The organism is Flavobacteriales bacterium (assembly GCA_016716605.1).
In the GTDB taxonomy this organism is placed as follows: domain Bacteria; phylum Bacteroidota; class Bacteroidia; order Flavobacteriales_F; family PHOS-HE28; genus PHOS-HE28.
In genome coordinates, this window is the sequence record JADJWA010000001.1 from 2,917,218 (window position 1) to 2,930,807 (window position 13,590).

Annotated in this window: 16 protein-coding genes; 3 read left to right on the forward strand and 13 right to left on the reverse strand. The window is 61.3% G+C overall.

What is annotated here, in order from left to right; genetic code table 11:
• The first annotated feature begins 45 nt into the window (after nt 1-45).
• Together recA and IPM12_11795 are read left to right on the forward strand one after the other, a co-directional pair.
• On the forward strand, nt 46-1,065 hold the full coding sequence (gene recA / locus IPM12_11790; protein ID MBK9148481.1) for a recombinase RecA: 1,020 nt from the start codon (nt 46-48) through the stop codon (nt 1,063-1,065).
• 59 nt (nt 1,066-1,124) lie between these two features.
• The gene (locus tag IPM12_11795; GenBank protein ID MBK9148482.1) at nt 1,125-2,150 is read left to right on the forward strand and encodes a tetratricopeptide repeat protein; all 1,026 of its coding nucleotides are present in this window, start codon (nt 1,125-1,127) and stop codon (nt 2,148-2,150) included.
• 14 nt (nt 2,151-2,164) lie between these two features.
• Here IPM12_11795 and IPM12_11800 read toward each other — a convergent pair whose 3' ends face one another.
• The 4 genes from IPM12_11800 to IPM12_11815 are packed head-to-tail and all read right to left on the reverse strand — an operon-like array spanning nt 2,165 to nt 5,752.
• Entirely contained in the window at nt 2,165-2,902 is a 738-nt protein-coding gene (locus IPM12_11800) for a sulfite exporter TauE/SafE family protein (protein ID MBK9148483.1), read from the reverse strand.
• Nucleotides 2,903-2,911: 9 nt separating this feature from the next.
• Complete coding sequence (locus IPM12_11805) at nt 2,912-3,973, reverse strand: response regulator (GenBank protein MBK9148484.1); 1,062 nt, start codon at nt 3,971-3,973, stop codon at nt 2,912-2,914.
• Between the two features lie 19 nt (nt 3,974-3,992).
• The gene (locus IPM12_11810) at nt 3,993-5,201 is read right to left on the reverse strand and encodes a PAS domain S-box protein (protein ID MBK9148485.1); all 1,209 of its coding nucleotides are present in this window, start codon (nt 5,199-5,201) and stop codon (nt 3,993-3,995) included.
• 35 nt (nt 5,202-5,236) lie between these two features.
• The gene (locus tag IPM12_11815; protein MBK9148486.1) at nt 5,237-5,752 is read right to left on the reverse strand and encodes a cysteine dioxygenase family protein; all 516 of its coding nucleotides are present in this window, start codon (nt 5,750-5,752) and stop codon (nt 5,237-5,239) included.
• 112 nt (nt 5,753-5,864) lie between these two features.
• Here IPM12_11815 and IPM12_11820 point away from each other — a divergent pair, with 112 nt between their 5' ends.
• Nucleotides 5,865-6,470, forward strand: coding sequence for a Crp/Fnr family transcriptional regulator (locus IPM12_11820; protein ID MBK9148487.1), 606 nt, complete (start codon nt 5,865-5,867; stop codon nt 6,468-6,470).
• Here the strand turns inward: IPM12_11820 and IPM12_11825 are convergent, their stop codons facing one another.
• From IPM12_11825 to ccoS, 9 genes are all read right to left on the reverse strand, one after another.
• Nucleotides 6,471-6,671 (reverse strand): hypothetical protein, encoded by a 201-nt coding sequence (locus IPM12_11825; protein ID MBK9148488.1) that lies wholly within the window; start codon nt 6,669-6,671, stop codon nt 6,471-6,473.
• Entirely contained in the window at nt 6,668-6,871 is a 204-nt protein-coding gene (locus IPM12_11830; GenBank protein ID MBK9148489.1) for a DUF2892 domain-containing protein, read from the reverse strand. The genes IPM12_11825 and IPM12_11830 overlap by 4 nt, the downstream gene beginning before the upstream one ends.
• Nucleotides 6,872-6,939: 68 nt before the next feature.
• Nucleotides 6,940-7,647, reverse strand: a complete 708-nt coding sequence (locus tag IPM12_11835; GenBank protein ID MBK9148490.1) for a sulfite exporter TauE/SafE family protein — start codon at nt 7,645-7,647, stop codon at nt 6,940-6,942.
• Nucleotides 7,644-8,081, reverse strand: coding sequence for a FixH family protein (locus IPM12_11840; protein MBK9148491.1), 438 nt, complete (start codon nt 8,079-8,081; stop codon nt 7,644-7,646). Before IPM12_11840 ends, IPM12_11835 begins: the two co-directional genes overlap by 4 nt.
• Nucleotides 8,078-9,532 carry a cytochrome c oxidase accessory protein CcoG gene (ccoG, locus tag IPM12_11845; GenBank protein ID MBK9148492.1) on the reverse strand — a complete coding sequence of 485 codons (1,455 nt, stop codon included), beginning with the start codon at nt 9,530-9,532 and terminating at the stop codon, nt 8,078-8,080. The genes IPM12_11840 and ccoG overlap by 4 nt, the downstream gene beginning before the upstream one ends.
• A 215-nt stretch (nt 9,533-9,747) precedes the next feature.
• Nucleotides 9,748-10,926 (reverse strand): c-type cytochrome, encoded by a 1,179-nt coding sequence (locus IPM12_11850; protein ID MBK9148493.1) that lies wholly within the window; start codon nt 10,924-10,926, stop codon nt 9,748-9,750.
• Nucleotides 10,916-11,116, reverse strand: coding sequence for a CcoQ/FixQ family Cbb3-type cytochrome c oxidase assembly chaperone (locus IPM12_11855; GenBank protein ID MBK9148494.1), 201 nt, complete (start codon nt 11,114-11,116; stop codon nt 10,916-10,918). Before IPM12_11855 ends, IPM12_11850 begins: the two co-directional genes overlap by 11 nt.
• An 11-nt stretch (nt 11,117-11,127) precedes the next feature.
• Entirely contained in the window at nt 11,128-13,308 is a 2,181-nt protein-coding gene (ccoN, locus tag IPM12_11860) for a cytochrome-c oxidase, cbb3-type subunit I (GenBank protein MBK9148495.1), read from the reverse strand.
• Complete coding sequence (gene ccoS / locus IPM12_11865; protein MBK9148496.1) at nt 13,305-13,493, reverse strand: cbb3-type cytochrome oxidase assembly protein CcoS; 189 nt, start codon at nt 13,491-13,493, stop codon at nt 13,305-13,307. The genes ccoN and ccoS overlap by 4 nt, the downstream gene beginning before the upstream one ends.
• Between the last annotated feature and the right edge of the window lie 97 nt (nt 13,494-13,590).

The following is a 13,590-nucleotide window of genomic DNA, read 5'->3' on the forward strand; positions in this document are numbered from 1 at the left end:
ACGGATTTCCCGTCAAGCGCGAAAGGCAACGCAAACACCAACACGATGGCTACCGAGATCAACAAAGAGAAACTGAAGGCCCTGCAACTCACCATGGACAAGCTGGAGAAGACCTTCGGCAAGGGCGCGGTGATGAAGCTCGGCGACGACGCGATCGAGCAAGTGGAAGTGATCCCGTCGGGCTCGCTTGGTCTTGATCTGGCGCTCGGCGTCGGTGGTTATCCGAAGGGGCGCGTGGTGGAGATCTATGGCCCGGAGAGCTCCGGCAAGACCACCCTGGCTATCCATGCCATTGCAGAAGCGCAGAAGAAAGGCGGCATCTGCGCGATCGTGGACGCAGAGCATGCCTTCGACCGGTTCTATGCCGAGAGCCTGGGCGTCGATACCGAGAACCTGCTGATCAGCCAGCCCGACAATGGCGAGCAGGCGCTGGAGATCGCCGACAACCTGATCCGCTCGGGCGCCATCGACCTGCTGGTGGTCGATAGCGTGGCCGCGCTCACACCGCGCGCTGAGATCGAGGGCGAGATGGGCGATAGCGCCGTGGGCATGCAGGCCCGCTTGATGAGCAAGGCTTTGCGCAAGCTCACGGGCACCATCAGCAAGACCGGTTGCTGCTGCATCTTCATCAACCAATTGCGCGAGAAGATCGGCGTGATGTTCGGCAACCCCGAGACCACCACCGGCGGGAATGCCCTGAAGTTCTACGCCAGCATCCGCCTCGACATCCGCCGCGTGACGCAGCTGAAGGAAGGCGAGAACGTGATCGGCAACCGCACGCGCGTGAAAGTGGTGAAGAACAAGGTGGCCCCGCCTTTCCGGAAGGCCGAGTTCGATATCATGTTCGGCAAGGGTGTGAGCAAGACCGGCGAGATCATCGATATGGCGGTGGAGTTGAACATCGTGAAGAAGAGCGGCAGCTGGTTCAGCTATGAGGACAACAAGCTGGGCCAGGGCCGGGATGCCGTGCGCCAATTGCTCGAGGACAACCCCGAGCTCAGCGCCGAACTGGAGCATCGCATCAAGGAAGCGGTGGCTAAGACCGAGCAGCCGGTCATGGCCTGATGGGTTGCCCCGCTACTTTTGAAGGCCCCGGATGGTGAAACCGGGGCCTTCGCTTTTCCATGAGAACCACATTCGTCACGGCCGCGCTCGTTCCAGCATTGGTGCTCCTGTCCTGTGGGCAGCAACCTGCCGGTGAAGGGGAGGCTGGACCACCGGAAGGCAGCTTGGCCTGGATTGAGCAGCGCATCATCGAAGAACCCAGCGACCCGGCTTCCTTCGCCCTGCGCGCGCGCTATTTCGAGAGCCTCGACAGCGTGCGGCTGGCCGAAGCCGATTGGAAACGTGCCATCGCGTTGGATAGCCTGACGGCTGAGTGGCGCATCGCGCTGGGCAGCCTCTACTTCTCGAAGCTGCGGGTGCTCGATGCGGAGAACACCCTCCGGCGCGCGGTGGCCGTTGAGCCGGGCAGCATCGAAGCACGGTCGAAGCTCAGCGAGGTCTTCCTGATGCAATCCCGCTTCACCGAGGCCATGGCCGAAGCGAATGCGGCGCTGCGGATCGATCCGCTGCAGGGCAGCACCTACAACCTGAAGGCCTGGATCCATCGCCTGGCGGGCGACACGAACCTGGCGATCAGCAGCTACCAGACAGCCATTGAGCGCGATCCCACGCTCTATGACAGCTACCTATCGCTGGGCGTGCTGCACGCCGCAAGGCACGATGACCTCGCACTGGCCTATTACGACAATGCGATCGCCTTGCGCCCCAGCAGCGTGGAGGCGCTCTATAACAAGGCGATGTATGCTCAGGAGCATGGCCGCGACAGCCTGGCTCTGGCGCTCTACGGGCTCATGAAGGGAATCGACCCAGACTACCCCGCGCCGTACTACAACACCGGTTATATCCTGCTTGAGCATCAACGGCGCATCACGGAGGCGCGGAACGAGTTCAGCAAGGCCATCGACAAGCTGCCCACCTACGTGCAAGCCTACTACAGCCGGGGCGTCACCTATGAGTTGGAAGGGGAACTCGACAGCGCTTACGCAGACTACAAGTTGGCCATTCGCTTGGACCCGCAGTACACTGACGCCGCATTGGGTTTGAATCGGCTGGCGGAGAAGGGCGTGAATGTCAAGCCCCGCTGAGCAGCGCCTGGCAATCAGGCTGCCGTGGGCCAAGCGCGCCAAATGGAGATGGCGCCCATGGCCACCACAAGCCCGAGCACGATCTTTCGGAAGCTCTCCTGCGGGATGCGCGCGAGCAATCGCTTGCCTATCCAGCTGCCGCCGAAACTCGCCACGGCCATGGCCGGCAGGTAGGCAAGCACCCCAGCGGACATGAAGCCCTGTGAGGCGTACACTACGCTACGGCTGAGGTCCACGCCCATGTCAATCCAAGCACTGGTGCTCACGAAGGCATTCTTGGAGAGGCCGAAAGCCGCCAGCGTGACCCCGCGCACGGCCCCTCCGGTACCGGCCAATCCAGCGATGGCGCCGCTCACTGCCCCGCCCCAAACAGCATTGCCCCTTGTGGCCTTCAGTTTCCATTGGCTGCGGATGAGCAGCAGTACGCCCATGCATACGAGCAGCGCACCAAGCAGCAAGGAGAGCATGCGTTCATCGAATCGCACTGTGAGCCGCGCGCCCACGATGACGCCGATGACGGCTGGGATGCCGAGCCAAAGGAGGAGCCAGCGTGAGACCCCTTCACGGAAAAGGATCATCTTGGCGCCGTTGCTGAACACATGGAAGAGGGCCGTGAGGCCCAAAGCCTGATCGAAGGGCAGGAAGAACCCCGCGAGCGGCATCACGAGCATGCTGGAACCGAAGCCGCCGATGGTGCCGAGCACTTCAGCCGCCAGCAGCAGCACGAAGAAGGCGATTGCTTCCGGAGCCACGCTCCGAACTTAACGGCTGGCCAATTGCTCCAGCTTCGACATGTTCTTGATCACGATCTCGCGCCCTTGCGTTGCGATCATGCCTTCATCCTTGAGGTCGGTGAGGCAGCGGATCAGTGATTCCGTTGCAGTGCCCACCACGCTGGCCAGGTCCTCACGGCTGATCTTCACGCCGAGTGCGCTGGTTTGCTTCTCCGCGTAGCGCGCATGGATGCGCAATAGGGCTTGGCCAACCCGCTGTCGCACGCTTGCATACGCGAGTTGCAGCAGGTGCTGTTCCTTCTCTTTCACGTCACGGGCCAGCATCTTGATGAAACGGATGCTCACATCGCGATCCTTGTACAACAAGGCGAGCAGGTCCTCGCGAGGCACCAGCGCAACCTCACAAGGCTCCATGGTCTCAGCAGCTTCCAGGGCGAAGCCTCCTTCGAGCAGGCCCATGTAGCCGATGAAATCGCCAGGGCCATGGAGGCCTGTGACGAATTCCTTTCCGTCGTTATTGATCTTGAAGGTGCGCACCTTGCCGGTGATGAGGTAGGGGACGTGGCGCAGCTCATCACCCTCGTGGAACAGCATCTCCTTGGCCGGCAGCTTGCGCGTCTTGCGGTCCTTGCTAAGCTCCTTCAAGGCTTCAAGTCCGCGCGCTTGGTCCAGGAACTTGTTCAAGCCGTCCACGCCACCGTCGAATCCTTTCCGGAAAAGCTCGGAGCGCTTCAGGCGACCTTCGATGGCGTTGAGCAATTCGCTTTCCTCGAAAGGCTTGGTGAGGTAGTCATCCGCACCCAGCTCCATGCCTTTGCGGATATCGACGCGCTCGGTCTTCGCGCTGAGGAAGATGAAGGGCAATTCAGCGGTTGCCGGGTCCTTGCCGAGCAGATGCAGTACGCTATAGCCATCGAGCTCGGGCATCATGATGTCGCATAGCACAAGGTCCGGCTTCTCCTTGCGCGCCATTTCGATTCCCCTTCGCCCGTTCTCCGCTTTCATCACCCGGTAATTCGCGAGCTCGAGGATCTCGGCGGTGTTGTCGCGCATATCGGCATCGTCTTCGATCAGGAGGATGGTTCGCATGGAAGGGGGGAATCGATGTTCAGTTGGAATTGGTCGGGGAATGCTCCGGCAGCTCCACGGTGAAGATGGTCTCGCCCGGCTTGCTGGTGAACGTGATGGTACCGCCGAGCAGTCCCAGGTAGCGCTTCACGATATTGAGCCCGAGGCCGGTGCCTTGGATGGTGGTCACGTTGCTGCCGCGGAAGAAGCGGTCGAAGAGGTGCTGCTGGTCCTCGGCAGGGATGCCCACGCCCTGATCGGTCACCGTGATGGTGAGACGGCCGTTCTCGATCGATGTGCGGAGGGTAACGGGCGTTCCAGCCGGGCTGTATTTCACCGCGTTGCTGACCAGATTGGTGACCACGTGACCGAGCATCTGCGCGTCCGTTGAGATCATGCGCTCCAGGCCATCGTGGTCGTAGTCGATGCGCTGTCCCGGCTTGGCCAGGCCCCGCAGTTCTTCGATCTGCTCAATGCACTGGTGCACAATATCGATCTCCGAGGTCTGCACCTGCACTACGCCCTGTTCGATGCGCTCGAGCGAGAGGAACTCGTTGAGCATGGCCGTGAGCTCCCGCACCTTCGAGCGGATGCGCTTGACGTGCTTGTCCACCTTCTCGTCCTCGCTGGCGTAGCGCGCGATCAGATCGATGCTGCCCATGATGGTGCTCAAGGGGGTGCGGAACTCGTGGCTCGCCATGCTCACGAAGCGGCCCTTCAGCGCATGCAGCTCACGCTCCTTCTCCAAAGCGCCCTTCAGCCCCTCTTGTGCAGCTTTCAGCTCACTGGTGCGCAGTTCCACTCGGTCCTCCAGCTCAACGTTGGTTCGCACCAGTTCATCTTCAGCCAGCCGTCGGAGGGTGATGTCCGAGACCAGTGCCATCACGTATCGCTTGCCATCCACCTCGAAGTGATTCAGGCTCACCTCCACCGGGAATACGCTTCCATCCTGCCGCATGCCTTTGAGTTCCATGCCCATGCCCATGCTGCGCTGCACCGGATTCTGATCGTATGCGGCCCGATGGACGGCATGCTTGGCGCGAAGGGAATCAGGCAGCAGTTCCTCGATGCCGCGACCTAACAGGTCGCTCTCCTGATACCCGAACATGCGCGCCAGGCTGGGGTTCTGCATCATGATGCGGCCGTCGGCATCCACCACCACGAGTCCCTCGGTGGCCGTCATGAAGAGCAGTTCACAGACCTTCGCCGTGTCCGATTCAGCGAACGTGCCACCAGAGCTTCGCAGCATGGTGGCAAGGTAGCCGTCGATCCCCTGGAATCTATTCATCGTGGCGGACCGGCGGGAGAGATACTGGCTGCTCCGGTACGCTCATCATACACCCGCCATTTGCTCATGGGCTTGGCGTACAGGTTCAGTGTCACGGCGCGGTCGGGGCCCGGGTTGATGAATCGATGGATGGAGCGGCCGTTGCTGAGCACATCGTCGGTGCCAGGCGCGAGGTGATGCTCGGTGAGCATTTTCAGGCCGCCTTCAGGAATGGTGGCGTAGCTCTCCTCCACCACCTCGCCCATCACCGGATGGATCCACGCGGTCTGGCTGTCGTAATCATGGATGCTGGTGCGCTGGCCCGGCTCGTAGCAGATCACGAGCAGCTCGAAATCATCGTTCCGGTGGATGCACGTTCTCGTGTAGTGCCGCGGGTTCCACCGGAAATACGGCTCCAGATCGCGTGTGGGCACTTCATAGCGCTGCAGGGTAGGGCCATAGGCATCCGGCTCGCGATGGCGTAGCAGCTCCTTCAGAAGCTCGTCGATGGATCGTATGGGAAATGGTGACATAGCCGCACGCGCCCAACAAGTCGGGCTCCTCGCATCGCGAAGCTACCGGGGGGGCGTAAGGCCGTTCCTGACAAGTGTCAGCCGGAAGCATGAAGCATGATAGCTTGGCGCCATGTTCAAAACGGAGGAGTTGGCCATGGCCGTGGAGCGGGAGGGCATCCGCCGCAAGCTCTCAGCCGGAGAGGTGCTCATGACCGTGGGCGATGCGATCACTCACATCCCCATCGTGGTGAGCGGCAGCCTGCGCATACTGGCGCAGAATGCGAAGGGCCAGGAGCGCTTCCTGTATCACATCATGCCCGGTGAGAGCTGCGCTATGAGCCTTAACTGCTGCAGCGGCATGCAGCCGAGCCCTGTGGTGGCCATCGTCGAGGAGGATGCCGAACTCATCATGATCCCGGCTCGGTGCATGGAGGAGTGGATGTCCTATCCTGAATGGCGCCGCTTCGTGGGCGACACCCAGAATCAGCGGTTCAATGAGCTTCTGGAGACCATCGAGGTGGTGGCCTTCACCAGGCTCGACGAGCAGCTCTGGACCTATCTGGTGAAGCGGGCCCAGGCCACCGGAGAGCATACGCTCAAGGTGACCCACCAAGAGGTGGCGCAGGAACTCAATTCCCCGCGCGAGGTGATCACCAGGCTCCTCCATCAGCTCGCACAACGCGGCAAGGTGACCTTGTCGCGCGGCGCGATCACCGTGGTGGATACCAAGGCCTGATCAAGCTTCCTCGCTTTTGCGCTTACTGCCGAAAGAGGTCGCCAGAAGGCCGCCCATGAGCGCACCGTACAAGGCGCTGTTCACCGGACTACTGGTGATGGCACAGCTCCCGGACGCGCAGCCCACCAGGCTATAGTACATGTAGCCCGCAGCAGCTCCCGCGATCGCAGCGCCCAGCGTGATCAACCAGGCACTCCTCATTTCGCCTTGCAGGTGCTGATCCCGAATGGCGCATACAATGGACAGAAGCGGATGAAGCTGGTGAGCAGGAAGACAGCAGCGAGCACGAGCATCACCAAGCCCAAGGTTCCGCCAACGGTGTCGGTGAAGTAGAGGATGGCCATCACGGCGGCGAGTATCACGCGCATCACGCGATCGGCAGTTCCCATGTTCGGTTTCATGTCAGTAGGTGTTGATTGGCCAAAGTTGCCTTCCCGCGCTGAAGCGGTGAGTGAGGATCATCACGCGATCAAGGATGGCATGTCGCAGCCTCGGCACCGATCAGGGGGCCGATGGGGCTCAGGTAGGGGATGCCGAGCTCCAATCCGCGCAGCACCAGCAGCAAGGCCACCATGCCAACCAGCACCGGCGATGCGCGCCGCAACGATTGACGCGCTCGTTGCCCGAGCATCGCGCTGCCCATGCGCAGGGCGAAGAGCATCGGCCATGTGCCCATGCCGAAGAGCAGCATGTACAGCGCGCCTTGGCCGACGGTGCCCATCACCGCCGATCCAATGGCCGCCGCATAGACCAGTCCGCAGGGGAGGAGGCCATTGAGCATGCCGGTGAGCACCAGTGCCTCCGGTGCGGTGCGCTTCAGGTTCCGCGCCAGCGAAGACCGCAGCCTGCTGATGAGCAGCGCCGCACGCGATGCGGGAAGCCAGCGTTCAAGCGCACCAGGCACCGCGATGCTTAAGAGCAGGATGATGCCGGCAATGATGGATGACGCCTGCTGCAGGCCCACGAGCCTCAATCCATGTCCGAAGAAGCCGAATGCAGCGCCGATGAGCGCATACGTGGCCACCCGACCACTGTTCAAGAGCACCGTGCTCGATAAGCGCGACCGCCAATCGGGCCTTGGGGAGGGCACCGCTAGGGCAATAGGGCCGCACATGCCCAAGCAATGCGCACTGCCGGCCACGCCAAGCAATAGAGCCGTGCCCAGCAATGGGTTCATTGCACGACCAGCTTCTCAGCGCTGTGATATGTGACGCCGTCGCACTGCCATTCCAACGACGCATCGTAACGGCCCGGCCAGAGGTCCAGTGGATCGGACACGAAAGCACCCGCTTCATTGGCCTTGAGGCTCAGCTTCCGGTCTGCGCGCGGATCGTTCGGCCTGAGCATTTGGAGCTCGCCCGTAATCGTTTTGCCGGCCAGCTCAGCAGGGAACTGGATGCGCAGGCGGCCCCTTTCCGGAATGAACTCCACGGGAGCGCTCAGAGCATGCGCCCGTCCTTGTGCATCGATGCGCTGCTGGAAGCGCAGCTCCTCGGCGTAGTACTCATCGGTCACCAGCGATTCAGTGCGGCGTGCGCTGGCGATCCCGAAAGCGGCCATCATCGCCGCGAAGGCGATCAGGCTGATGGCAAGTCCTTTTCCCCAGTTCATGTTCCAGGTGGTTTCATGGGTCCTAAAAAGGAGGTGGTCACTCTCTCCAGCAGCTCATCGCCGCTGAACACACCGACGACGACGCGGTTCTTCATCGCCGTCACGGCATCCTTCGGCAGGATCAGGAAGACCTCGCCGCTGGCGAGCTCACCGGGCTGCAGCACGATGGGCTTTCCCACGATCATCACCTCGCCGCCATCGACATTCAGCACCTCGAATCGCAAGGGCAATTCGCGCGGTGTCTTGTTGGCCACCTTCAGTGCGTACAGGTTGCTCACGCGTCCATCGGGGCGTTCCTGAAAGAGCATGCCCGGCGTGCGCAGGAAGGTAGTGCGTGTCTCGCTGCGCGTGGCGATGAGCGTGCCGAGCGCGCCCACGAGTATGAACAGCACCGCTGTGTATGCCTTCATCCGCAGGTTGAATGCGAGGGGCTTCTTCGCGGTGATCTCATCCTCGCTGGCATAGCGCACCAATCCCTTCGGCAGTCCAACGCTGTCCATGATGTGGTCGCACGCATCAATGCAGGCCGTGCAGTTCACGCATTCGAGCTGGGTGCCATTGCGGATGTCGATGCCAGTAGGGCATACATGCACGCAGGCCTTGCAATCGATGCAATCGCCCTTGCCCACGGCAGTGCGATCCTCGCCCTTGCGCCAGCCCGAGCGCTGCTCACCGCGCTTGTGGTCGTAGGCGATCACCACGCTCTTCCGGTCGAGCAGCACGCCCTGCAAGCGGCCGTATGGGCAGACGGTGGTACAGGCCTGCTCACGGAAGAAGGCGAAGTTCCCGTAGAAGGCACCGCTGAAGGCCAGCATGGCGATGAGCCCGGTGACATGCTCCGCTGGCGGCTCGGTGATGATGCGGATGAGCTCATCGCTGCCGATGAGGTAGGCCAGGAAGGTGTTGCCTATGATGAAACTGATGCTGAAGAAGGAGAGGTGCTTGAGCGTCTTCTTGCCCAGCTTATCAGCCGACATCGGCGCCTTGTTCAAGAGTTGCTGGTGCTTCCAGTCACCTTCGATCCAATACTCGATGCGGCGGAACACCTGCTCCATGAACACCGTTTGCGGACAGGCCCATCCGCAGAATAGGCGACCGAAGGCCACGGTGAATAGCGCAACGAAGACAATGAAGGCGAGTAACCCCACAACGAAGATCAGGAAGTCCTGAGGCCAGAAGGTCTGCCCGAAGAAGACGAAGCGCCGCTCGATCAAATTGATCATCAGCAGCGGCTCGCCACCGATGCGCAGGAAGGGACCAGCGAACAAGAGCGCCAGCAGGGAGTAGGCGAACCATTGCCTGCGTGTGGTCCACTTGCCGCTGGGCTTCTTCGGATAGACCCAAATGCGCCTGCCGCGCTTGTCCACCGTGCTGATGGAGTCGCGGAAGCTCTCGTCGCGCGAGGCTTCCGCGCGGGCATCGCGAGCGGCGTGTGCGGGTTGCTGGGCCATTCGGTTCGGTTATGAAGCCGCGTTCAGTGATGATCGTCAGCCGCGATGCTGAATGGACCGCAAAACTCCGGCTCTGTACGTTGAATGGGCTGACATCCATCAGTTCCGATGCGTGATATGGCTCACATAGAACTCGATGCGTTCGTGATGCTCTGGAATACGTCAAAAAGCACCGGGCGCCCTAATGGAGCGCCCGGCACCTGAGCATTTGATCTTCAGTTCTTCATGGCCACCTGCACGGTATCGATAATAGCGGTCGTGGAGTCTGCGGGAGCCGCGGCATCCTTCCACAATTCACCTTGTGGTGATTTCTGCGTGGGGCCGCCGGAGCCTTGCAGGCTAAGGATGTAGCTGGCGATGGCCTGTATCTCGTTGGGCTTCAATTGGCTCTTCCAGCTGATCATGCCTTTGGCCGGCACGCCGTACTTGATGGTCTTGAACACGTCCTTCACCCCGCCGCCATGCAGCCAATACTCGTCGGTGAGGTTGGGCCCCACGCTGGTCTCAGAGCCTGCGCCATCAGCGCCATGGCAAGCTGCGCAATACGTGGTGAAGGTCTCCTTGGCGGCAGTGAGCGCGCTTGCATCCGTTGTCACGGTCACGGTGTTCTCATCCACCGATGCGCCGGCTTTGGCCACGAAAGCGGCTACATCGGCCTTCGCCTGCTCCATCTCCGCGATGTACTCCTCTTTCGAGTCGTTCCAAGTTCCGGTCACGTGCATGTTCACCAAGTAGAGCACGCCCCAAGCGATAGTGCCATAGAAGAGCCACACCCACCAAGGCGGAAGCACGTTGTCCAATTCGCGGATGCCATCATACTCATGGTGCATGAGCAGGTCGCGCTCCTCCACTTCCTTAGCAGGCCGACGGGTAAGGGCATCCATGAGCTTCGCCACGATCGATGGGCGCTTCGAAGCGACCGTGCCGGGGCTGCCCTGCTCCTCGAATACACCGGTGATCGCGCGCATGGTGCCGCGAAGCAGATTGATCTGCACCATGAGCACGATGAATAGGAACACGTTGATAACCAGCAACAGGTAGAAGAGCTCCTGATGGCTCATGGTCGTGGTCGGCTCCACATAGGCCTGTGCCTGCGCGCCTCCCGCGAGGAGCAGGAAGGGAAGGAGCACGGCGGCTTTGCTGTGCCGCTCGGTGAGCTTGCGCATCCAGCCCGTGCTGCCCATCATGGTACGGAGGATCGAGCTCATGGCCAGGACCAGCACCACTTGCAATACGGCCAAGCCCATCAACACGTAGTTCACGGTGCCGCTCACCGGGATGAGCGGCTGATCGACGGCGGTGGATGCCGCATCCTGCGCAGCAGCGGTGATAGTAGCGGTTACCAGGGCGGCGGTTGCCAGCACCCGGTGAAGTCGGGCAGGTTCAGTGCGCATGGTTCGTGGTGGCATTAGAGGCATCATCAGCCAAAGGCAGTGAGCTCATGTGATCGACTTGGTCCCTTCGCATGGTGCGCACCCAGAAGAGCACGCCGATGAAAAGGGAGAAGAAGAGGATGAAGGCGAGCACCGGAAATAGGTCCACGTGATCGATGGAGGTCATGTGCCCTTTGATGAACTTGAGCATGGCTTCGGGTGCTACTGTTGGGCGGTTTCCTTGGCCTGGATGTCGGTGCCGAGGCGCTGCAGGTAGGCGATCAGCGCGATGATCTCCTTGTCTGCCGGCGCATCGATGCCATCCTTCTTCAGCCCGGCCACGATCTCGCCGCGCTGCTGCATCAGATGCGCATTGGCGCGATCGGCGAAGCCGGGGCCATAGGGCTCTTTGTCATAGGGCACGCCCATGGTGAGCATGGCCTCGATCTTCTTCTTGGTAGTGGTGGTGTCGAGGTCGTGCTCGTAGAGGTGGGTGTACGGCGGCATCAATGAGCCCGGGCTCATGCTGGTGGGGTCGTACATGTGGTAATAATGCCAGCTATGGCCATACTTGCCTCCTTGGCGCAACAGGTCCGGGCCGGTGCGCTTGCTGCCCCATTGGAAAGGGTGGTCGTACACGAATTCGCCCGCCTTGGCGTACTCACCGTAGCGCTCGGTCTCACTGCGGAAGGGGCGGATCATCTGGCTGTGGCAGGTGTAGCAGCCTTCGCGCACATAGATGTCGCGGCCTTGCAGCTCAAGCGGCGTGTAGGGCTTCACATGCGTGATGGTGGGGATGTTGCTCTTCACCAGGAAGGTGGGCACCATCTCGAAGAGGCCGCCGATGGCCACGAGCACCAGGCTGATCACCAGCATCTGGATTGGACGTCGCTCGATCCAGCGGTGCCAGTAGCCGCCATCCTCGGGAGCGACTTTCTCCAAAGCAGGTGCCTCGGCATCCTCGTTCGCGATGAGCTTCCCGCTCTTCACGGTCTTCACCACGTTGTACACCATGATGAAGGCGCCCGTGAGGTAGAGCAGGCCTCCCAGCGCGCGCAGCCAATACGCCGGCTTGATCTCCACCACGGTGTCGAGGAAGTTCTTGTACACCAGGTATCCGTCGGGAGTGAACTGCTTCCACATGCCGCTCTGCCAGAATCCGGCGAGGTACAAGGGGATGGCGTAGAACACGATGCCCAACGTGCCGAACCAGAAGTGCGTGTTGGCCAGCTTCACGCTGTAGAGCTTGGTGCCGAAGAGGCGCGGCACCATCCAGTACACGATGCCGAAAGTGAGCATGCCATTCCAGCCGATTCCGCCGATATGCACGTGGGCGATGATCCAATCAGTGAAGTGGGCCATGGCGTTCCAGCTCTTCAGGCTCAGCAGCGGACCTTCGAGCGTGGCCATGCCGTAGCAGGTCACGGCCACCACCATGAACTTGAGCACAGGGTCCTCGCGCACACGGTCCCATGCGCCGCGCAGGGTGAGCAGGCCGTTAAGCATCCCGCCCCAGCTCGGCGCGATGAGCATGATGCTGAACACCGTGCCCAGACTCTGCGCCCAATCGGGCAGGGCGCTGTAGATCAGATGGTGCGGGCCCGCCCAGATGTACAGGAAGATGAGCGCCCAGAAGTGGATGATCGAGAGCTTGTAGCTGTAAACCGGTCGGTTGGCGGCCTTCGGCATGAAGTAGTACATGAGGCCGAGGAAGGGAGTGGTGAGGAAGAAGGCCACCGCGTTGTGGCCGTACCACCATTGCACCAGCGCATCCTGCACGCCTGCGTACCAGCTGTAGCTCTTGGTGAGCGAGATGGGCAGCTCGATGCTGTTGGTGATGTGCAGCATGGCCACGGTGACCCACGTGGCGATGTAGAACCAGATGGCCACGTACAGGTGCCGCTCGCGCCGCTTAAGGATGGTGCCGAACATGTTGATGCCGAACACCACCCAGACCAGCGTGATCAGGATGTCGATGGGCCATTCGAGCTCCGCGTACTCCTTGCCGGTGGTCATGCCCAAGGGGAGGGTCACCGCGGCGAGCACGATGATGAGCTGCCATCCCCAGAAGTGGATCTTGCCCAGCGCATCGCTGAACATGCGCGCCTTCAGCAGCCGTTGCAGGCTGTAGTACACGCCGGCGAAAATGGCGTTGCCGACGAAGGCGAAGATCACGGCGTTGGTATGCAGCGGACGAATCCGGCCGAACTTGGTCCATTCCAGTTCGCCCAGCCAGGTGAAGGGCCGAACGATCCAGAAGTACCAAGCATCGGGCGGGGTGTTCTGCGCCACCATCTGCACAGCTGCGATCAGCCCCACGAGCATGCCCACTATGCCCCAAAGGATGGTGACGAATAGGAAGTTCTTGACTATGCGGTTGTCGTACTGGAAGCGCTCGGTCATCGCTCAGGGATTGGTGGAGGTGGGCCCGCTTCTGTGGCCGGAGCGGGCGGTTGGTCATTCAGCATGCGCACGGCAGGGGAGCGGTCATCATCGAACTGGCCGCTCTTCACAGCCTTCACGAAGGCCGCCAGGAAGAAGAGCGCCACCACAGTGCTCACGGCGATCAGGAGGAAGATGACGCTCATCAAGGATTGCCCTTTGCGCGGCGAAAGTGACCGTCACGCAAGTGTCGCATCCTGAGAGTGGTCATGAGCGATTCTGACTTCCGTCAGGTCTGGCCCA